General features: G+C 60.9%; 17 protein-coding genes. 8 read left to right on the top strand and 9 right to left on the bottom strand.

Annotated elements, in window-relative coordinates; translation table 11 throughout:
* Positions 1-20: 20 nt before the first annotated feature.
* Together ACTV8E_RS07180 and gpmI are read right to left on the bottom strand one after the other, a co-directional pair.
* Positions 21-1274 (bottom strand): murein hydrolase activator EnvC family protein, encoded by a 1254-nt coding sequence (locus ACTV8E_RS07180; RefSeq protein ID WP_273536241.1) that lies wholly within the window; start codon positions 1272-1274, stop codon positions 21-23.
* Positions 1275-1488: 214 nt separating this feature from the next.
* Positions 1489-3024 (bottom strand): 2,3-bisphosphoglycerate-independent phosphoglycerate mutase, encoded by a 1536-nt coding sequence (gpmI, locus tag ACTV8E_RS07175; protein WP_251834606.1) that lies wholly within the window; start codon positions 3022-3024, stop codon positions 1489-1491.
* A 147-nt stretch (positions 3025-3171) separates the two neighbouring features.
* Between gpmI and ACTV8E_RS07170 the strand changes: the two genes are divergently transcribed.
* From ACTV8E_RS07170 to secB, 3 genes are read left to right on the top strand one after another with little or no spacing between them, the layout of a single operon-like run.
* Entirely contained in the window at positions 3172-3585 is a 414-nt protein-coding gene (locus ACTV8E_RS07170; RefSeq protein WP_443199030.1) for a rhodanese-like domain-containing protein, read from the top strand.
* A 1-nt stretch (position 3586) separates the two neighbouring features.
* Positions 3587-3841, top strand: a complete 255-nt coding sequence (gene grxC, locus ACTV8E_RS07165) for a glutaredoxin 3 (RefSeq protein WP_251834608.1) — start codon at positions 3587-3589, stop codon at positions 3839-3841.
* 30 nt (positions 3842-3871) lie between these two features.
* The gene (gene secB / locus ACTV8E_RS07160; RefSeq protein WP_251834609.1) at positions 3872-4357 is read left to right on the top strand and encodes a protein-export chaperone SecB; all 486 of its coding nucleotides are present in this window, start codon (positions 3872-3874) and stop codon (positions 4355-4357) included.
* Between the two features lie 85 nt (positions 4358-4442).
* Here the strand turns inward: secB and ACTV8E_RS07155 are convergent, their stop codons facing one another.
* Positions 4443-4937: a tRNA (cytidine(34)-2'-O)-methyltransferase gene (locus tag ACTV8E_RS07155; protein ID WP_251834610.1), complete on the bottom strand. Its 495-nt coding sequence runs from the start codon at positions 4935-4937 to the stop codon at positions 4443-4445.
* Here ACTV8E_RS07155 and ACTV8E_RS07150 point away from each other — a divergent pair.
* Entirely contained in the window at positions 4936-5376 is a 441-nt protein-coding gene (locus tag ACTV8E_RS07150; RefSeq protein ID WP_443199029.1) for a hypothetical protein, read from the top strand. The genes ACTV8E_RS07155 and ACTV8E_RS07150 overlap by 2 nt on opposite strands.
* Positions 5377-5685: 309 nt before the next feature.
* Here the strand turns inward: ACTV8E_RS07150 and ntrC are convergent, their stop codons facing one another.
* From ntrC to ACTV8E_RS07130, 4 genes are all read right to left on the bottom strand, one after another.
* A complete protein-coding gene (gene ntrC, locus ACTV8E_RS07145) occupies positions 5686-7125 on the bottom strand; it encodes a nitrogen regulation protein NR(I) (RefSeq protein ID WP_443199028.1) in 1440 nt (479 codons plus the stop codon).
* The gene (gene glnL / locus ACTV8E_RS07140; protein ID WP_443199180.1) at positions 7122-8204 is read right to left on the bottom strand and encodes a nitrogen regulation protein NR(II); all 1083 of its coding nucleotides are present in this window, start codon (positions 8202-8204) and stop codon (positions 7122-7124) included. Before glnL ends, ntrC begins: the two co-directional genes overlap by 4 nt.
* Before the next feature lie 192 nt (positions 8205-8396).
* A complete protein-coding gene (locus tag ACTV8E_RS07135; protein WP_443199027.1) occupies positions 8397-9020 on the bottom strand; it encodes a DUF4124 domain-containing protein in 624 nt (207 codons plus the stop codon).
* Positions 9020-9547: a DUF4124 domain-containing protein gene (locus ACTV8E_RS07130; protein ID WP_443199026.1), complete on the bottom strand. Its 528-nt coding sequence runs from the start codon at positions 9545-9547 to the stop codon at positions 9020-9022. Before ACTV8E_RS07130 ends, ACTV8E_RS07135 begins: the two co-directional genes overlap by 1 nt.
* A gap of 701 nt (positions 9548-10248) precedes the next feature.
* On the opposite strand from ACTV8E_RS07130, the gene ACTV8E_RS07125 reads away from it, so the two are divergent.
* Positions 10249-10698, top strand: a complete 450-nt coding sequence (locus tag ACTV8E_RS07125) for an REP-associated tyrosine transposase (protein ID WP_443199025.1) — start codon at positions 10249-10251, stop codon at positions 10696-10698.
* A 363-nt stretch (positions 10699-11061) separates the two neighbouring features.
* Here ACTV8E_RS07125 and glnA read toward each other — a convergent pair whose 3' ends face one another.
* The gene (glnA, locus tag ACTV8E_RS07120; protein WP_251834616.1) at positions 11062-12465 is read right to left on the bottom strand and encodes a type I glutamate--ammonia ligase; all 1404 of its coding nucleotides are present in this window, start codon (positions 12463-12465) and stop codon (positions 11062-11064) included.
* A 464-nt stretch (positions 12466-12929) separates the two neighbouring features.
* On the opposite strand from glnA, the gene thiI reads away from it, so the two are divergent.
* The 3 genes from thiI (at position 12930) to ACTV8E_RS07105 (ending at position 18606) form a co-directional block, all read left to right on the top strand.
* On the top strand, positions 12930-14387 hold the full coding sequence (gene thiI, locus ACTV8E_RS07115; RefSeq protein ID WP_251834617.1) for a tRNA uracil 4-sulfurtransferase ThiI: 1458 nt from the start codon (positions 12930-12932) through the stop codon (positions 14385-14387).
* Between the two features lie 202 nt (positions 14388-14589).
* The gene (gene typA / locus ACTV8E_RS07110; RefSeq protein WP_251834618.1) at positions 14590-16407 is read left to right on the top strand and encodes a translational GTPase TypA; all 1818 of its coding nucleotides are present in this window, start codon (positions 14590-14592) and stop codon (positions 16405-16407) included.
* A 282-nt stretch (positions 16408-16689) separates the two neighbouring features.
* Positions 16690-18606, top strand: coding sequence for an autotransporter domain-containing protein (locus ACTV8E_RS07105; protein WP_443199024.1), 1917 nt, complete (start codon positions 16690-16692; stop codon positions 18604-18606).
* A 17-nt stretch (positions 18607-18623) separates the two neighbouring features.
* Here ACTV8E_RS07105 and ACTV8E_RS07100 read toward each other — a convergent pair whose 3' ends face one another.
* Positions 18624-18836, bottom strand: coding sequence for a hypothetical protein (locus ACTV8E_RS07100; protein WP_443199023.1), 213 nt, complete (start codon positions 18834-18836; stop codon positions 18624-18626).
* Positions 18837-18865 lie beyond the last annotated feature (29 nt).

Here is an 18865-nt window from a genome sequence, read left to right as displayed (position 1 = left end):
AGGAATAATGAAAAGGCGCGCTAACCCTGCGCGCGGCACCATTGTGCAGGATCACTGGGGCGACCCTGCTGACGAATAGCAAAATACAGCGCCGGAATTTCCTGGCCGCCGCTGGTGCCAACCGTGGCAATGGTATCACCGGCCTTGACGATGTCACCGGCCGTTTTCAGCAGGCTTTGGTTATGCCCGTAGAGGCTGAGGTAACCACCGCCGTGATCGAGAATGACCAGCATGCCGGCGCCACGCAACCAATCGGCGAATACGACCCGGCCACCGTGCACGGCGCGCACTGGTTGGCCGGCACGGCTGCCGATTAGGACGCCATCCCAGGTGCTGCGCGCGTCTTCGCCACGCTGGGCACCATAGCGGGCCAACAGGCGGCCATCCACGGGCCAGGGCAATTTGCCCCGCGCGTCGGCGAAGGGGCCGCCAAAGGTGAAGCCGCTACTGGAAACCAATGCCTCGCCGCTGACCGGTGCGCCGCTGGGGCGCTGCCGTTCGCGTTGGCGGCGCTCTTCGGCCAGGGCCTGCTGGCGAGCCTGTTCGGCTTCGCGGGCCTGGCGGGCGAGGGTGGCTTCGATGGTCTTGAGGACGTTTTGCAGTTCGGCCTGGTCTTGCTGGCGGGCCTTGAGCTTCTGATTGCGGCTGTTTGCATCCTGATTCAACTGGACCAGCGCCTGCTGGCGCTCTTTGCGAACCTCGCCAAGACGCGCCTGGCGCTCGGCCACGGCCTGTTTTTGCTTGGCCAGTTGCTGCTGCTGTGCGTCCAGGTCGCTTTCTACCTGGTGCAGTTGCGCGAGCGTGTCGTTGAACCCCTGAAGCTGTTCCAGACGCGCCTGGTTCAGGTAGCTGTAGTAGGTCTGGACGCGGGAAAAGGCGGCGGGATTTTGCTGGTTGAGCAGCAGCTTGAGGTATTCGCCGCGCCCGTTCTGGTACGCAGCGCGCGCTTGAGTGCCGATCACACGTTGCTGTTCAGCGCGTGATTGCTGGAGTTTTTTTTTCTGTTGATCGAGTTGCTTGAGCTGCGCCTCGCTTTGATTCTGTTGCTGTTGCAGCTCGCGAACCTGTTTTTCCAGCTCGCCCATCTCCTGCTCGGTGGAGCGAAGCTGTTGTTGCACGCCGGATTTTTCCTGCTGCAGCTTCTCCAGCATCTTCTTCAGTTCGGCCACATCTTTGCGGGCCGCTTCGAGTTGTTGCTGGGTCTGCGCCTTCTGATCGGCGAAGGCTGGAGCCAGCAGGCAGCTCAGCAGAATAAGGGCAAGGGCTCGAAACATGGGGCGTACGGCACCTGGAACAAAAGACTGGGCAAGTATGCCCAAAAAAGCAGCGGCGAGCTGCAGGCCAGGCGGCAGACTGTCGGATGGTTGGCTGGGTCGGTTTCCCGCGTACGGCTACGGATGTCGCCAATCATGGGCAGGGTATATGCCGCTGGGGACGATTCCATTCGTCCCTGGCGAGCAGCTTAGCAGGTGGCTCTCAAAAAAATGATCAGTGCAGCTCGACGATGCTGGTGCCGGTCATTTCTGCGGGTTGCGGCAGTCCCAGCAGGTTCAGCATGGTCGGTGCGACATCGGCCAGCACGCCGCCTTCGCGAATGCTCAGGTTGCGTTTGCCTACATAAATGAAAGGCACTGGCTCGCACGTATGCGCGGTATGCGCTTGGCCAGTGACGACGTCTTCCATCTGCTCGACGTTGCCGTGGTCAGCAGTGATTAAGGCTTCGCCACCCACCTTGTCCAGCGCGGTAACGATCCGGCCCATGCAGGCATCCAGGCACTCCACGGCCTGCACGGCAGCGTCGAACACACCCGTGTGGCCCACCATGTCGCCGTTGGCGTAGTTGACGATGATCACGTCATAGCGCTGCTGCTCGATGGCTTCGATGATGCGGTCGGTGACTTCCGGCGCGCTCATCTGCGGCTGCAGGTCATAGGTGGCGACGTTCGGCGAAGGGATCAGGATGCGTTCCTCGCCGGGGAAGGGCTCTTCGCGGCCGCCGGAGAAAAAGAAGGTGACGTGAGCGTACTTCTCGGTTTCGGCAATGCGCAGCTGAGTCTTACCGTTGTTGGCCAGGTACTCGCCGAGCACGTTGGTCAGCGGCTCCGGCTTGAAGGCGCAGGGCGCGTCGATGCTGGCGGCGTACTGGGTGAGCATGACGAAGCCGGACAGCTGAGGCACACGGGCACGGGTAAAACCGGTGAAGTCGGCCTCGACGAACGCACGGGTCAGTTCGCGGGCGCGGTCGGCGCGGAAATTCATGAAGATCACCGCATCGCCGTTTTCCACACGGGCCGGGGCGCCGATGGTGGTGGCCTTGACGAACTCGTCGCTCTCCTCGCGCGCATAGGCGGCGTTCAGGCCCTCCACGGCGGTGGCGGCGTGGAAGTGGCCCTGGCCTTGGACGATCAGGTTGTAGGCCTGCTCGACGCGGTCCCAGCGGTTGTCACGGTCCATGGCGAAGTAGCGGCCAATCAAGCTGGCGATACGGCCCTTGCCGAGCTTGGCAAAGGAGGCTTCGAGCAGCTCGATGGACGGCTGGGCGCTTTTTGGCGGCGTGTCGCGGCCGTCGAGGAAGGCGTGCAGGTAGATGTGAGTGGCGCCACGGCGGGCAGCCGATTCGACCATTGCCACCAGGTGATCCTGATGACTGTGCACGCCACCATCGGAGAGCAGCCCCATGATGTGGACGGCCTTATCGGCGGCCACGGCCTTGTCCACGGCCGCGTTGATCGCCTCATTGGCAAAGAATTCGCCGTCGCGAATGGCCTTGGTGACGCGGGTAAAGTCCTGGTACACCACGCGCCCGGCGCCGAGGTTCATGTGGCCGACTTCGGAGTTGCCCATCTGACCGTCCGGCAAACCGACGTCCATGCCCGAGCCGGAAATCAGACCGTGGGGCTGGGTAGCGAGTAGTTGATCGTAAACCGGCGTATTGGCCGCATGGATGGCGTTGTAGTCGGGGCTTTCGCTGTGACCGAAGCCATCGAGAATCATCAGGACCAGGGGTTTGGGCGTGGCAGGCATAAGATCGACTCGTTCCGCTTGATGGGGTCAATGGAAAAGGGCCGGGGATTCTAAGCGTTGGCGAGCGATGCGTCACGGCGCGTCAGGGTGCCGCCGGCTCGGGGCCCTGTGTATACTGCCGGCATTTTACCGTCCGGGAACATCTAGATGCTTGCCACGTTGATTGAATTTGTCACTAACCACTATGTATTGAGCGGTATTTTCGTCGTTCTGGTGGTCCTTTTCGCGCTCAATGAACTGAGCCGCGGCGGCCGTAGTCTCAGCACCCGTGAGCTGACCGCGCTGGTCAACAGCGAGCAGGGCATCGTGTTGGACGTGCGGGCGAAAAAGGATTTTGACGCCGGACATATCGTCGATGCCTTGCACATGCCCTACGAAAAACTGGCTGCGCGCATTAGCGAGTTGGACAAACATAAAGCCAAGACCATTATCGTCGTCGACGCCATGGGCCAACACTCCAGCACGGTGTGCCGCGAACTGCAGAAGGCAGGCTACACCGCTGCCAAGCTGTCGGGTGGCCTGGCCAGTTGGCGCGGTGACAATCTCCCAGTGGTGAAATGATATGGCCCACGTCCTGATCTATACCTCTGCCTGGTGCCCGTATTGCATCCGCGCCAAGCAGCTCCTCGATCACAAGGGCGTGGTCTATGAAGAAATCGCCGTGGACGGTCAGCCTGCAGTGCGTGCCGAAATGCGCGACAAGGCGGGACGAACTTCAGTGCCGCAGATCTGGATCGGCGAGCGGCACGTAGGCGGTTGCGACGATCTGTATGCTCTGGAGCGCGCTGGCAAGCTGGACGCGCTGCTCCAAAGCTGATTTCAACAAGCACGACAATAAGGCTCAGCCATGACTGAACAAGCAAACAACGGTGCCGCGCAGAACGGCGAGAACCCTCAGTTTTCCCTGCAGCGCATCTATGTGAAGGACCTGTCCTTCGAAGCGCCGAAAAGCCCGGAAATCTTCCGTCAGGAGTGGGCGCCGAATGTCGCATTGGACCTCAACACCCGTCAGAAGAGCCTGGAAGGCGACTTCCACGAAGTGGTGCTGACCCTCTCGGTAACGGTCAAGACCGGTGAAGAAGTGGCGTTCATTGCCGAAGTGCAACAGGCCGGCATCTTCCTGATCAAGGGCCTGGACGCCGCGTCCATGAGCCACACGCTTGGCGCGTTCTGCCCGAACATTCTGTTCCCCTATGCCCGCGAAGCGCTGGACAGCCTGGTCACCCGTGGCTCGTTCCCGGCCCTGATGCTGGCGCCGGTGAACTTTGATGCCCTGTACGCCCAAGAGCTGCAACGCATCAATGCCGAAGCCCAGACGGCTACGCAGCAGTAAGTTTTCATGCTGCGGCAAGAAGTAATAAAAAAGCGCCTTCGGGCGCTTTTTTATTGGGCGGAGCGAGCGGCGAGTGCGGCGGCTCTCACTGCTCCTGCGCGAAATCCAGTTGCCGCCAGGCCTCATAGACGGCCACGGCGACGGTGTTGGACAGGTTGAGGCTGCGGTTGCCTTCGCGCATCGGCAGGCGCAGGCGTTGCGCCTCAGGCAGGGCATCGCGTATCTCTGCGGGCAAGCCACGGCTTTCCGGGCCGAACAAAAAGGCATCACCGGCGCGGTAGTGCACCTGGTGATAGGGTTGCGAGCCCTTGGTGGTAAAGGCAAACAGGCGGGGCGCCTCGGCATCGATGGGCGCTCCGAGGCGTAGGTCAAGGCTGTCCAGGCAGTGCTTCAGGTCGGGGTGGCGCTTGAGCGGCGCGTATTCGTGATAGTCCAACCCGGCGCGGCGCAGGCGCTTGTCGTCCAACTCATAGCCTAGGGGCTCGATCAGATGCAACTGACACCCGCTGTTGGCGCACAGCCTGATAATGTTGCCGGTATTGGGTGGAATTTCCGGTTGAAAAAGGATGACGTGAAACATGCGCGGTACTCAGCACGAAGACGGGCAGCATTCTACTCCTCCGACAGACCCTCGGCGGCGCGTGTGGCCCCTGTTTCTGCTTGGCTTGGCGGTAAGCGGACTGCTGGTCGGGCTGATGCTGGGCAGGCTAATGGCGCCCGGAGATGTGCAGTTACTGGCTGTGCAGGCCACGGCAAATGGCCTCGAGCTGTACTTTGACCGCGAGCCGGCCGTGCAGGCCCAGGATGTGGAAGGAGCCTATGCCCTGTTGATTCAGGCGCAGGGCGCTGCCGAACAAGGCACACTTTCTCTGGCCGGTGGCGACGTGAAGTGGCGGGTGATGCCCTCGGCGCAGGGCCTGCTGGTCTACCTGGTCGCTACCCGCCCTTTGCCCGCGCAGTGGCAGGGCCTTGAGGAGGGGGAGACGTGGCGGCTAGTCATCAGCCTCGCCACGGAATAAAAGAGGGGTTCCCCAATCCTGCCTGAACCAGGGGCCCCGAAAACTGGAGTCCTTGGACAATAAACCAGGGATGTTTATGTTTTATGACAGCCTTGGTCGGGTGTACGGATGTAGAGGCGAATTCTTCGCCTGGCACATAACGTTCAAGCTGCATGAGCCTTGTGACGGACACCAACGTTTCCAATTCCCCGGTTAGTGGCATCCCAGTCCTCGTCGCAAGACGCAGGGCCCGGCGAATAAATTCGCCGCTACCTCGAAGCGTGCGAAGTGGACATGTTCGCCACAGGCAGGCAGTGCTCGTAGAGGCCGCTAGCCGCCTTCTTCACCATCCTCTTCGTCACCGCCGCCTATGTTCAGGCCCAGTTCTTTAATCTTGCGTGTCAGGGTATTGCGGCCCCAGCCGAGTAGCACGGCGGCGTCGCGCCGGCGGCCGGCGGTGTGTTTGAGGGCGGTCTCGATCATGATCCGCTCGAACGCCGGCACGGCGCTGTCGAGGATGTTCGACTGCCCGCTGGCCAGGGCTTGGTCGGCCCAGTGGCGCAAACCGTGTTCCCAGTTGATGGCGGGCGCGGCATCCTGACTGTGGGTCAGCAGTTCCGGCGGTAACTCATCCAGGTGCACCTCGCGACCGGACGCCATCACGGTGATCCAGCGGCAGGTGTTCTCCAACTGGCGCACATTGCCTGGCCAGGGCAGGTTGCACAGGTACTCCTCGGTGTCCGGCTTGAGCAGTTTGGGCTCTACCGCCAGCTCACGGGCAGCCCGGCCGAGAAAGTGCCGGGCCAGTGCGGGGATGTCTTCGCGGCGATCGCGCAGTTGCGGAATATGAATGCGAATGACGTTCAGGCGATGGAACAGGTCCTCGCGGAACCTGCCGTCGCGCACCAGGTTTTCCAGGTCCTGGTGGGTGGCGGCGATGATGCGCACGTCGACCTTGACCGGGATATGGCCGCCGACCCGATAAAACTCGCCGTCGGCCAGCACCCGCAATAGACGCGTCTGGGTGTCGGCCGGCATGTCACCGATCTCGTCGAGAAACAGCGTGCCGCCATCGGCTTGCTCGAAACGCCCGCGACGCTGGTTGGCGGCGCCGGTAAAGGCGCCTTTCTCGTGGCCGAACAGCTCGGATTCCATCAGGTCCTTGGGAATCGCCGCCATGTTCAAGGCAATGAACGGCGAGGCCGCGCGCGGACTGTGACGATGCAGCGCATGAGCAACCAGCTCCTTGCCGGTACCGGACGCACCGTTGATCAGCACGGTGATTGTGGACTGACTGAGCCGGCCAATGGCGCGAAATACTTCCTGCATCGCCGGTGCTTCGCCGATGATTTCCGGCGTGGCGTGCTGGGGTTCGGGGGCCGCCTGGTTTTGCTGTTCCTGGGCGTGCAAGTGGGCGCGCTTGACCAGCGAAACCGCCTCGTCGACATCGAACGGCTTGGGCAAATATTCGAAGGCGCCGCCCTGGTAGGAGGCCACCGCGCTGTCCAGGTCCGAATGCGCGGTCATGATGATCACCGGCAGGCCGGGGTGCTGTGCACGGATCTGCGCCAGCATGTCCAGGCCGCTGGCGCCGGGCATGCGGATATCGGAAATGATCACGTCCGGTTGCTGGCGGGCCAGGCGACTGAGCACGCTGTCGGCGCTGTCGAAACTTTGCGTGGTGAGTCCGCCTTGTTGCAGCGCCTTTTCCAGCACCCAGCGGATGGAGCGGTCGTCGTCGACGATCCAGACAGTTTCGCTTCGGTTCATGACGGAGAAATTCCTTGTTCCAGTGGCAGGACGATGGCGAAGACGGTGCGCCCAGGCTGGCTCTCGAATTCGACCAGCCCCTGATGCTGGCTGATGATGTTCTGGGTGATCGCCAAGCCCAGCCCGGTACCGTCCGGACGGCCGCTGACCATGGGATAAAAGAGGGTGTCGTGCAGGTCGGGCAGGATGCCCGGACCGTTGTCGATTATTTCCAGTCTGATTGCCAGGCGGTGCCGGACGTGACCAATGGTGAACTGACGCAGCGCGCGAGTGCGCAGGGTGATGCGCGCCGGTTCGGTCATGGTATATCCGGCCAGTGCCTGCAGGGCATTGCGGGCAATGTTGAGCACGGCCTGAATCATCTGTTCGTGGTCGATTAAGACGTCCGGCAGGCTTGGATCGTAATCGCGCACCAACATGGTGCAATCCTGGCTTTCCGCTTCGATCAGGCTAGCGACTCGCTCCAGTACTTCATGGATATTGGTGTAAGCAAGCGACGGCAGCTTGTTGGAGCCCAGCATGCGATCGACGAGGTTACGCAGGCGATCGGCCTCCTCAATGATCACGTTGGTGTAATCCGTGAGCGCTTCGCCCGGCAGCTCGCGTGCCAGCAACTGCGCCGCACCGCGAATACCACCCAGTGGATTCTTGATCTCGTGGGCCAGGCCGCGCACCAGTACTTTGGTGGTTTCGATCTGCGATTGCTGGGCCTCTTCCTTGCTGATGCGCAACAGCCGGTCGCGTGGATGGATCTCCAGCAACAGCAGCGTGGTGCCGTGATTGATGACCGGCGTTACGGCGTAATCCACGGTCAGCGATTGGCCGCTCAGGGTGGTGAGCAGGGCTTCGCGCTTGGTGAAAGGATGGGCTTCTTCAACGGCCTGACGCAGCGCGGGTAAGGCCTCGGGCGATTCGGTGAACAACTCGCTGATGAACTGCCCCTGGCTGCGTTGACCACTGACGGCCAGCAGCATTTCGGCGGCCGGATTCATGTATTCCAGGCGCAGGCTGTCGTTAAGCAGCACGATGGCGGTGTTCAGGTTATCCAGCAACAGCCGATGCGTGGCGTTAGTGTTCATCATCATGGGTAGGTTCCATCTTCTGGCGGCATTGAAATGCAAGAAGCAAACCAGGCGGCGTATGGCACGAGCGATGGGGCACCTGGCGGCTTTCTGCGGCCCGGTTGCCTTAAAAGTGTGCCGTGATTAGCGCTTCCATGCACCAGTATGGTGCGTAAACGGGTGAGTGCGATGGAATCGAGATGCGGAAAGTCAGAAGAAGGGGACGTAAGGGATGTCGCGCTTCTCGACGGGTTTGTCGCGCATCGGGCATTCCAGGCGACGCCCATAATCGTCACGCTGGCAGGGCCTGACCCGCCGCTTCTGAGCCAGGGAAGGGCGGTGGATATGCACGGTTTGCTCGGCACTGCGGATCAGGCTTGTGCCGATGGCATCGACAATCTCCACCGCCAAGCGATGACTGCCGCGATCCAGATTATGCAGCTGGAAGCGGGGTTGTGAGGCGGCGCTGCCCAGCGGCTGGCCATCGAGCAGTAGCTGGTAGGCATGACCAGGGTGCAAGGCTGGCTCGCTGCTGGCGAGCACGCTGAGATCGCCGGCGCCATCCCGGTAGGTCGCATCCGCTGCGGGATGCAGGATGCGGACGATTTGATAGGTCTGTGCCTGACTGTATTCAGACGGAGCGGCGGGGCGAGGTTGCGCCTCAACCGGCAGTGCAGGCGGCAAGCGATTGATGGGAGGAAGGGCGACAGGCTGAGAGTGCTCATGCAAAGGGCGACCGCTGAAGACCCGGTTGCCCTCGGCATCGACATGCGTATAGATCTGCGCGTAAAGCGGCAGGCTGACAAGCGCCAACCCCAGAAATGCCAGGCGCATCAAGGTGCAGCCTTGCGAGCCGGGCTGTTGACGCTGATGCGCTGGACGGTAAAGGTCAGTACATCGCTTTGCTGCAGTGCTTTGCTATCGGCCAGCACCTGTACGGCCAGGCTGTGGGTACCGCGGTCGGCCTGATTTATCTGCAGCTGTGTAGTGGTACTGGCTGGGCCATGGGGGCTGCCGTCGAGCAGCAATTGCAGGCTGTGCCCTGGCGCCAAGGGCGGCTCGATCTGCACGCTGACGGTGAAAGTGCCGTTATTGGCGCGCAAGGCTTCGTCATCCGGAAGACCGGCCAACTGCAAGATTCGATAGCGGGAAACGAGTGACGAAGCGGCGGGTGGCGTAGAGGCGCCCTCAGGAACGGAGGATTGGATCGTGTTGGTGGGGGGCAACTCGATGCGCTCGACCGGCTGCCCTTCAGGAGGCTGGTTGGTGAACACCGTTTTGCCTTGGGCGTCGGTGTATTTGTAGATCTCGGCGCTGGCCGGCAGAGCCAGAGCACAAAGCAGGCAGGTGAGCAGGCGCATGGGGATGTTCCCTCCGTGGCAATCCGGCAAGACTTGCACCGGACCTTGCAGCTGGCAAGTGGCAGGCTCACGGGACGTGGGGTTGTGCATGGAATGTTGGGTGCGAGCCAGGAAAGGGTTCGATGACGGGTTGGGCGCTGCCGAAGTAAATTCGGCCCCACAGGTGAAGGTATCTGCTTTGTGCACACCGCAGGATGTCCAGCTGTAGGGCCGAATTCATTTCGGCAACGGCGGTAATGCTGGCCCAGGTGCCTTGGGTATCACTCTTCCGGTAACAAGACAGGCCTTATCGGCCCCTTGAATGTTGGAGCTGTGGCACATGCTTGTACGGCGAGCTGAGCATCGCTGCCGAAGTAAATTCGGCCCCACAGGCGAAGGTATCGGTTTTATGCTCACTGCAGGATGTCTAGGCTGTAGGGTCGAATTCATTTCGACAGCGGCGGTAATGCTGGCTCGAGTGCCTTGGGGTATCACTCTTCCGGTAACGGACAGGCCTTATATGGGCCTTTTGGATGTTGGAGCTGTGGCACATGCTTGTACGGCGAGCCGAGCACCGCCGCCGAAGTAAATTCGGCCCCACAGGTGAAGGTATCTGCTTTGTGCACACCGCAGGATGTCCAGCTGTAGGGCCGAATTCATTTCGGCTGCGGCGCCCATACTGGCTAAAGTGCCCTGGGTATCATTATCCAAAGGCAAAGGACATGCCCTATCAAGACCTCTGTCGAGGACGTGTTTCGCTACCCCATCAGGTTTATCACGTGACGATCTGCACCTACCAGCGGCTTGCCTGGTTTGATGATTTCGATACTGCACGTCTCGTGATTCGCGAAATGCGCCGGCTACAGGACGAGCGTCGGCTTGATTCGCTGGCATGGGTGCTCATGCCGGACCATTTGCATTGGATGTTTCATGTGCAGGCAGGCAGCAACCTTTCGGTGCTGATCAAGACGTTGAAAGGGCGCGTTGCAAGCTCAACCCGGCGCCGTGTTAACCGGCAGGTGCCGCTTTGGCAGCGTGGGTTTCATGATCGTGCGGTGCGCCACGATGAAGACCTGACGAGCCTGGCGCGTTATATCGTGGCGAACCCGCTGAGGGCGGGCCTGGTGGAGCGAATCAGTGAGTACCCGCACTGGGACGCGGTTTGGTTGTAGGAATGTGTCACCCACTAGTGGGGTATTCAGCCTGTAGGGCCAAATTTATTTCGGCTGCGGCGGTAATACTGGCCCATGCCTTGGGTATCACTCTTGCGGTAACGGAGAGGCCTTAGGGGCCTCTTGGGTGTTAGCGCTGGAGCACAGGCTACGGCGGGCCGAGCATCGCCGCCGAAGTAAATTCGGCCCCACAGTTAAGGCAGGCCTACCAACTAGTGGGGTATTCGCCTGTAGGGCCGAATTCATTTCGGCAACGGCCTCTGTGCCGGCTAAAGTGCTTGCATCACGCAGACACAGCCCAAACTAAAAAGGCCTCCCGAAGGAGGCCTCTTGCTTGCTACACCGACAGCGGTCGGCGCTGGCTTAGACGCTGTAGTACAGGTCGTATTCCAGCGGGTGCACGAAGGTGCGCACCTTGAGTTCTTCAGCGGCTTTCAGTTCGATGAAGGCATCGAGGAAGTCGTTGCTGAACACGCCGCCCTTGAGCAGGAAGTCGCGGTCGGCGTCGAGGGCTTCCAGGGCTTCCTTCAAGCTGCCACACACCTGCGGGATCAGTTTGGACTCTTCCGGCGGGAGGTCGTACAGGTTCTTGTCGGCAGCGTCGCCAGGGTGGATCTTGTTCTGGATACCGTCCAGACCGGCCATCAGCAGGGCGGAGAAGGCCAGGTAGGGGTTGGCGGCCGGGTCCGGGAAACGCGCTTCGATACGGCGACCCTTCGGGCTGGACACGTACGGAATGCGGATCGAGGCGGAACGGTTGCGGGCCGAGTAGGCCAGCATCACCGGTGCTTCAAAGCCCGGCACCAGGCGCTTGTAGGAGTTGGTCGACGGGTTGGTCAGGGCGTTCAGCGCCTTGCCGTGCTTGATGATGCCGCCAATGAAGTACAGCGCAGTGTCGGACAGGCCTGCATAGCCTTCGCCCGCAAAGGTGTTCTTGCCATCTTTGGCAATCGACAGGTGCACGTGCATGCCCGAGCCGTTGTCGCCGTACAGCGGTTTTGGCATGAAGGTCGCGGTCTTGCCGTAGGCATCGGCGACGTTGTGCACGCAGTACTTGAGGGTCTGAACTTCGTCGGCCTTGGTGACCAACGTATTGAAACGCACGCCGATTTCGTTCTGACCGGCCGTCGCCACTTCGTGGTGATGGATTTCAACGAACTGGCCCATCTCTTCCAGGGCGTTGCACATCGCGGTGCGGATTTCGTGGTCATAGTCTTTCGGCGGGGTCGGCAGGTAGCCACCCTTGACCGGGACATGGTGACCCTTGTTGCCGCCCTCGAAGTCCGCGTCGGTGTTCCAGGACGCCTGCTCGGAGTAGATCTTGAACATTGAGCCCGAGATGTCGGACTTGAACTTCACCTGATCGAAGATGAAGAATTCCGGCTCCGGGCCGACGAACACGGTGTCGCCGATGCCGGTGCTTTTCAGGAACTCTTCGGCACGGCGAGCGATGGCGCGCGGGTCGCGGTCGTAGCCCTGCATGGTGGAGGGCTCGATCACGTCGCAGACCAGAATCAGCGTCGGCTCTTCGGTGAACGGGTCGAGTACGGCCGTGGCGTCGTCCGGCAGCAGAATCATGTCGGAGGCTTCGATGCCTTTCCAGCCGGCCAGGGAGGAGCCATCAAACATCTTGCCGTGTTCGAAGAAATCGTCGTCGGCATCGCGCGCCGGCATGGTGATGTGGTGCTGCTGGCCTTTGATATCGGTAAAACGCAGGTCAATCCACTTCACATCATGGTCTTTAATCAGTTGCAGCGATTTCGACATAGTGTCCTCCAAGGGAAAGCAAACCGGGGTACACGCCGAATGCGGCTGACTCCCAGAGAATTAGGTAATGCTGGGGCGGCATGATCCGCCAGGGCACCCTCCACCACAAGACAGCAATGAGTGTGCCAGTGTCCCGACATGCCATGAATGGCGCTGATTACGGAGCTTCGTTCTGCTTGCAGCCGTGCTTTTGCACCAAAACAGTGCGTGCTCGCCCACTTCGATACAAAGTGGTGCGAGTTGCGAGTTGCGAGTTGCGCCTCATCTAGTGCTTCGCCTCGACCCTCTGTCGGCACCCCGCTGCGTTTACGACCTGCACACCCGATTGGGACAGTCGATTCATCTGAACGGCTGCGTTTTCAATGACAATCGGGCGCGCTGCAATTAATCGATCAAAGCTTGCACAATTTCCGGTATAATTCGCGCCCCTCTTTTTTCTGGCTGCCCGCCCAGTCCCGCCTTCCATGAAAGTCATCGTCAAGCCCTTCGCCGAAATCACCATCAAGAGCCGTCCGGTGCGCAAGCAGTTCATCCGGCAGCTGGCGAAGAACATCCGCATGGTGCTCAAGGATCTCGATCCGCAACTGGATGTGCAGGGCGAGTGGGACAACCTGGAGCTGGAAACCCGGCAGACTGAGCCGAAGCTACTGGCCGAGATGTTGGAGCGCCTGCGCAACACGCCGGGCATCGCGCATTGCCTGGAAGTGCACGACTACCCCTACGTCGATTTCGACGATGTGTTGGAAAAATGCCGCGAGCATTTTGGCGCACAGTTGCCGGGCAAGATCTTCGCCGTGCGCTGCAAGCGTTCCGGTAACACCCATTCGTTCACCTCAGTAGAGCTGGCCAGCTTCGTGGGCAGCCGCCTGCGCCAGGAGTGCGGCGCCGCCGGCATCGACCTTAAGCGCCCCGAGGTCGAGGTGCGGTTCGAGGTGCGTTACGACCGCTTGTATATCATTCATGCGCAGCATCAGGGCCTGGGCGGTTATCCGCTGGGCTCCATCGAGCAGACGCTGGTGCTGATGTCCGGTGGTTTCGACTCTACCGTGGCCGCCTATCAGATGATGCGACGCGGTCTGCTAACCCATTTTTGCTTCTTCAACCTCGGTGGTCGTGCCCATGAGTTGGGGGTGATGGAAGTTGCCCACTATCTGTGGCAAAAATTCGGCTCGTCCCATCGCGTGCTGTTTATCAGCGTGCCTTTTGAGGAAGTGGTCGGCGAGATTCTTGGCAAGGTCGACAACAGCCAGATGGGCGTGGTGCTCAAGCGCATGATGCTGCGCGCCTCCAGCCGCATCGCTGCCGAGCTGAACATCGATGCGCTGGTTACCGGTGAAGCCATCTCCCAGGTGTCCAGCCAGACCCTGCCTAACCTGTCGGTGATCGATTCGGTTACCGACACCCTGGTGCTGCGCCCGCTGATTGCCGCGCACAAGCAGGACATCATCGACACCGCGACCGCCATCGGCACCGCCGAGTTCGCCAAGAACATGCCGGAATACTGCGGGGTGATTTCGGTCAACCCGACCACCCGCGCCAAGCGCGGGCGCATCGAGCATGAAGAAGAACAGTTCGACATGGCGATTCTCGAGCGCGCGATCGAGCGCGCCACGCGGATCACCGTGGACAAGGTCATCGAAGAGCTGGGTAAAGATGTGCCGGTGGAAGTCGTCAGCGAAGCGCTGCCTGGGCAGATCGTCCTGGACATTCGCCATCCCGACGCGGTGGACGATGAACCGCTGCAGTTGCCGGGGATCGAAATTCAGACGCTGCCGTTCTACGCGGTCAACAACCGCTTCAAGGAACTGGATGACAATCGCCAGTACCTGCTGTATTGCGACAAAGGTGTCATGAGCCGCCTGCATGCTCATCATCTTCTGTCCGAGGGGCATGCCAATGTGCGCGTTTATCGTCCGACCTGACAGGTCCGTGAAGCAGCCTGGGCTGCTAGGTGGCAGTATCCGCCACCGACCTCCCGACTCTGGCGCGTCCCGCGACGCGTAGCGAGCCCGGAAGAGAGCGGCCTTCGCGCCGCCGCTTCCATCCATCCCGTGCGGCAACAACCGCGGGAATCAGCTTCCCAGCTCGGGCCTTCAGCCACGAGCTTAATATCGAGACAAAACTGTGATCGAGAATCTTCGCAATATCGCCATCATCGCCCACGTCGACCATGGCAAGACCACCCTGGTTGACAAGCTGCTGCGCCTGTCCGGCACCCTGGACCGCAAGGAGCTGGAAAACGAGCGCGTGATGGACAGCAACGACCAGGAAAAGGAGCGTGGCATCACCATCCTGGCGAAAAATACCGCGCTGAAGTGGAAGGACTACAACATCAACATCGTCGACACCCCCGGCCACGCCGACTTCGGCGGTGAAGTCGAGCGTGTGATGAGCATGGTCGACTGCGTGCTGCTGGTGGTCGACTCCATCGACGGCCCGATGCCGCAAACCCGCTTCGTGACCCAGAAAGCCTTCCAGGCCGGCCTGAACCCGATCGTCGTGGTCAACAAGATCGACCGCCCGGGCGCGCGTCCGGACTGGGTTGTCGATCAGATCTTCGACCTGTTCGACAACCTCGGCGCCACCGAGCAGCAGCTGGACTTCCCGATTGTCTACGCCAGCGCCCTGAACGGTCTGGCCGGTCTCGATCATGAGAACCTGGCCGACAACATGGACGCCCTGTTCCAGGCCATCGTCGATCACGTGCCGGCGCCCAACGTCGACGTGGACGGTCCGTTCCAGATGCAGATCTCCCAGCTGGACTACAACAGCTTCCTCGGTGTGATCGGCGTGGGCCGCATCAAGCGCGGCAAGATCAAGACCAACACCCCGGTGGTCGCCATTGGCGCCGACGGCAAGAAGCGCCAGGGCCGTATCCTGAAGGTCATGGGCCACTCCGGCCTGCAGCGCGTTGAAGTTGCCGAAGCTGAAGCCGGTGACATCGTCTGCGTCAGCGGCATGGACGAGCTGTACATCTCCGACACCTTGTGCGACATGAACCACGTCGAGGCCCTGCCGCCGTTGACCGTGGACGAGCCGACCGTGTCCATGACCTTCCAGGTCAACGACTCGCCGTTCTGCGGCAAGGAAGGCAAGTTCGTCACCAGCCGCAACATCAAGGAGCGTCTGGAAAAGGAACTGCTGCACAACGTCGCCTTGCGCGTCGAAGAAGGCGACTCGCCCGACAAGTTCAAGGTTTCCGGCCGTGGTGAACTGCACCTGTCGGTACTGATCGAAACCATGCGCCGTGAAGGCTTCGAACTGGCCGTGGGCCGTCCGGAAGTGGTGATCAAGGACGTCGACGGCGAGAAGCAGGAGCCCTACGAGAACGTCATCATCGACATCGAGGAAACCCACCAGGGTCCGCTGATGGAACAGATGGGCCTGCGTAAGGGCGATCTGACCAACATGGTCCCGGATGGCAAGGGCCGTGTGCGCCTGGAATACACCATCCCGGCCCGTGGCCTGATCGGTTTCCGCAACAGCTTCCTGACCATGACCTCGGGTACCGGCATCCTGACCTCGACCTTCAGCCACTATGGGCCGGTCAAGTCGGGGGAAGTCGCCAACCGCCAGAACGGCGTCCTGGTGTCCATGGCCACCGGCAAGGCGCTCACCTACTCGCTGGAAACCCTGCAAAGCCGCGGCAAGCTGTTCCTCGAGCCCGGCCAGGATATCTACGAAGGCCAGCTGTGCGGCATCAACAGCCGCGACAACGACCTGACCATCAACCCCACCAAGGGCAAGAAACTCGACAACATGCGTGCCTCGGGCAAGGACGAAGTCATCGCCCTGGTGCCGCCGATCAAGTTCACCCTGGAACAGGCGTTGGAGTTCATCGACGACGACGAACTCGTCGAAGTGACCCCCAAGTCGATTCGCCTGCGCAAGAAGTACCTCAACGAAAACGACCGCAAGCGCTTCGAGCGCAGCAAGGTCTGATCGGCTGAGCTGAACTGAAAAGCCCCGCCCGGAGTGATCCGGGCGGGGCTTTTTTGTGGTTGGTTTGTGGCGCAGGCAATGGCGGAGGGGTAGGCGATATTTATTCACCTGACCGTCTCCTAAAGCATTCCTTGGGATAAACCTTCTCGAGACGCCGCAATAAACAGACGAGTGTGAGGTCCGCCTGGGTCAACTAACCGGCAATCGGTCAGTGACCTAACGAAACGAGGTCTAGAGTCGTTGAGGGTGCTTTTACAACACCAACAATGACAGGAGTCCTCTATGACGTTTCGACGCCACACCTTGGGCATCGCGCTGTTGTTTGCCGGTCTTCCCGCTCTTTCTTCCGCCTCGCCGTATTCGCAACTGGTGATCTTTGGCGATTCGCTCAGTGACAGTGGGCAATTTCCAGATCTAGGTGGCGCCACACAAAATGGCCTTCCCACCGATGGGATACGTTTTACCAACCGCATTGGGCCCGACTATATCGATGGTCGGGATGAGCCGTATGCCGCTGTCGCCTCCCAGCGGCTGGCCGGGCGGCTTGGGCTGCAGGCACTCCCCTCGACGCCGATCCTTCCCGAGGAGCTTACCGGCAATCCGGACGGCACCAACTATGCGGTAGGGGGGAGTCGCACCGATGAAATCCTGGCATCGATCATCGATGAAGATGGCTCGGAGGTTGATGCCGGGCTAGTTTCGCGCACCCGTGACGGTTACTTGGTTGATGTGCCGCGGGTGAGTGCCTCGACGCTGTTTTACGTCAATGGCGGCGGTAACGACATTCTTCAGGGACGAATTAACGATCAGGCCAGCGCGGCTTCCGCCGCCGCGGATCTGGTCGCTGGCGTGGCTGCACTGCAGCGTGCCGGGGCGCGTTACATCATCGTTTCGGACTTGCCGAACGTGGGCCTGAGTCCGGCGGGCTTCGCCAGTGGGCAACGCGACGCATGGTCAGGTCTGAGTGGGCTGTTCAATGCCGAACTGGACCGGCAATTGCTGGCGCTGGGCGGTAACGTCATTCGGCTCAATAACCGGGCGCTGTTCAGTGAAATGCTCGCCGACCCGGCGCGCTTTGGCTTCGACCCCAATGTTGCGCAGATGGACGTGTGCTTCAACGGGGACCGATGCCAGCCCGATCCGACCTGGGGCCAGGGCAGTGCTTCTGCAGATCCGGACAAGTTGATTTTCTATGATGGCGTTCACCCCACAGCGGCGGTGCAACAGATCAGCGCCGACTACGTCTATTCGCTTCTGTCGGCCCCGTGGGAAATCGGCCTGCTGCCGGACATGGCCCTGTCCGGTTTGAACACGCACCAACAGCACCTGCGCAGTGAGTGGCAGGCTGACCGGGGTGATTGGCAGACGCGGGGCAACTGGCGCAGCTTTACGGCGGCAACCGGTCAGCGGCGGGATTTCGACGAGCATCTGGCCGTGGCGCCCGGCGAAAGTGAAACCCTGGGCGTGAACCTGGGCGCGACCTATCGGCTGAGCGAGCGCTGGCGCCTGGGCTTTGCCCTGGGCTTGCAGGAGCAAAGCCTGGAGATGGACCACAGCCAGTCCGATTATGACCTGCGGGGCTATCTGCTCAGCACCTTTGCGCAGTACCGGCAAAAACGCCTGTGGGCCGATGTCGGTGTGACGGCGGGCCACTTGAATTACCACGACCTGGAACGGCGTTTCGACCTGGGCATCGCCGAGCGCATCGAACGAGGCGATACCGATGGCCAGCTTGCGGCCGCCACCCTGCGACTGGGCTACGCGCTGGGGCGGCGGGGCAGTTGGCAGGTCAGTCCCTTTGTGAGTGCCGACTATGTGCGCGTGGAAATCGACGCGTATCGCGAGGATGGGGAAAACTCCACGACGCTGCATTATGCCGAGCAGACCCGTGATAGCAAGCGACTGGGGGTGGGTCTGGAAGCCAACCTGCAGCTGAGCCGCACTTTGCAGGTGTTCGGCGAAGTGGCGCGCGAGCGTGAGTACGAGGACGATCCACAAACCCTGCGCATGGGGCTCAATTCAATGCCGGGTTTCGACTATGACCTACAGACCATCACGCCCTATCAGGACCAGACGCTGGCGACCCTGGGGCTAGGACTGTCGTTGGGGCATACCGTGACGGTTCGTGCGGCCTATCACCTGCGGGATGCGGAAGAGCGCCAGCATGGCGCAAGTCTGTCCCTGAACCTGAGCTATTAAGCGGACAGCCGCCTGTATCAGCGGGCGGCTGTTAGTTGTACAGAAGACGCATCCCACAGCGTGCCGTCCTGCAAGGCATGGGAAGGCACGTAACGGGGTTTTCCGCCTAACTCTTCCAGCTCGGTCAGGCCGGCCAACTGATTGACGATGCGGTAGCGGGTGCCGGCCTGCTTATCCTTCAAGGGATACAGGTTTTCGATGTGTTGGGCCAATTCGATAAGCGTGGTCATGTTGGTCGTCAATACAGTGTAATGAAGAG

Origin of the sequence: Pseudomonas sp. B392_1p (assembly GCF_052245235.1) — a bacterium.
Classification (GTDB): Bacteria; Pseudomonadota; Gammaproteobacteria; order Pseudomonadales; family Pseudomonadaceae; genus Serpens; species Serpens gallinarum.
Note: the sequence above shows the minus strand (reverse complement) of the source record. Positions and strands in the feature narration are given on the sequence as shown.

What these genes read in the sequence shown, in the direction of transcription:
- ACTV8E_RS07180 (WP_273536241.1), bottom strand. Translation starts at nt 1,274, where the DNA reads ATGTTTCGAGCCCTTGCCCTTATTCTGCTGAGCTGCCTGCTGGCTCCA.
- gpmI (WP_251834606.1), bottom strand. Translation starts at nt 3,024, where the DNA reads ATGCCTGCCACGCCCAAACCCCTGGTCCTGATGATTCTCGATGGCTTC.
- ACTV8E_RS07170 (WP_443199030.1), top strand. Translation starts at nt 3,172, where the DNA reads ATGCTTGCCACGTTGATTGAATTTGTCACTAACCACTATGTATTGAGC.
- grxC (WP_251834608.1), top strand. Translation starts at nt 3,587, where the DNA reads ATGGCCCACGTCCTGATCTATACCTCTGCCTGGTGCCCGTATTGCATC.
- secB (WP_251834609.1), top strand. Translation starts at nt 3,872, where the DNA reads ATGACTGAACAAGCAAACAACGGTGCCGCGCAGAACGGCGAGAACCCT.
- ACTV8E_RS07150 (WP_443199029.1), top strand. Translation starts at nt 4,936, where the DNA reads ATGCGCGGTACTCAGCACGAAGACGGGCAGCATTCTACTCCTCCGACA.
- ACTV8E_RS07155 (WP_251834610.1), bottom strand. Translation starts at nt 4,937, where the DNA reads ATGTTTCACGTCATCCTTTTTCAACCGGAAATTCCACCCAATACCGGC.
- ntrC (WP_443199028.1), bottom strand. Translation starts at nt 7,125, where the DNA reads ATGAACCGAAGCGAAACTGTCTGGATCGTCGACGACGACCGCTCCATC.
- glnL (WP_443199180.1), bottom strand. Translation starts at nt 8,204, where the DNA reads ATGAACACTAACGCCACGCATCGGCTGTTGCTGGATAACCTGAACACC.
- ACTV8E_RS07135 (WP_443199027.1), bottom strand. Translation starts at nt 9,020, where the DNA reads ATGCGCCTGGCATTTCTGGGGTTGGCGCTTGTCAGCCTGCCGCTTTAC.
- ACTV8E_RS07130 (WP_443199026.1), bottom strand. Translation starts at nt 9,547, where the DNA reads ATGCGCCTGCTCACCTGCCTGCTTTGTGCTCTGGCTCTGCCGGCCAGC.
- ACTV8E_RS07125 (WP_443199025.1), top strand. Translation starts at nt 10,249, where the DNA reads ATGCCCTATCAAGACCTCTGTCGAGGACGTGTTTCGCTACCCCATCAG.
- glnA (WP_251834616.1), bottom strand. Translation starts at nt 12,465, where the DNA reads ATGTCGAAATCGCTGCAACTGATTAAAGACCATGATGTGAAGTGGATT.
- thiI (WP_251834617.1), top strand. Translation starts at nt 12,930, where the DNA reads ATGAAAGTCATCGTCAAGCCCTTCGCCGAAATCACCATCAAGAGCCGT.
- ACTV8E_RS07105 (WP_443199024.1), top strand. Translation starts at nt 16,690, where the DNA reads ATGACGTTTCGACGCCACACCTTGGGCATCGCGCTGTTGTTTGCCGGT.
- ACTV8E_RS07100 (WP_443199023.1), bottom strand. Translation starts at nt 18,836, where the DNA reads ATGACCACGCTTATCGAATTGGCCCAACACATCGAAAACCTGTATCCC.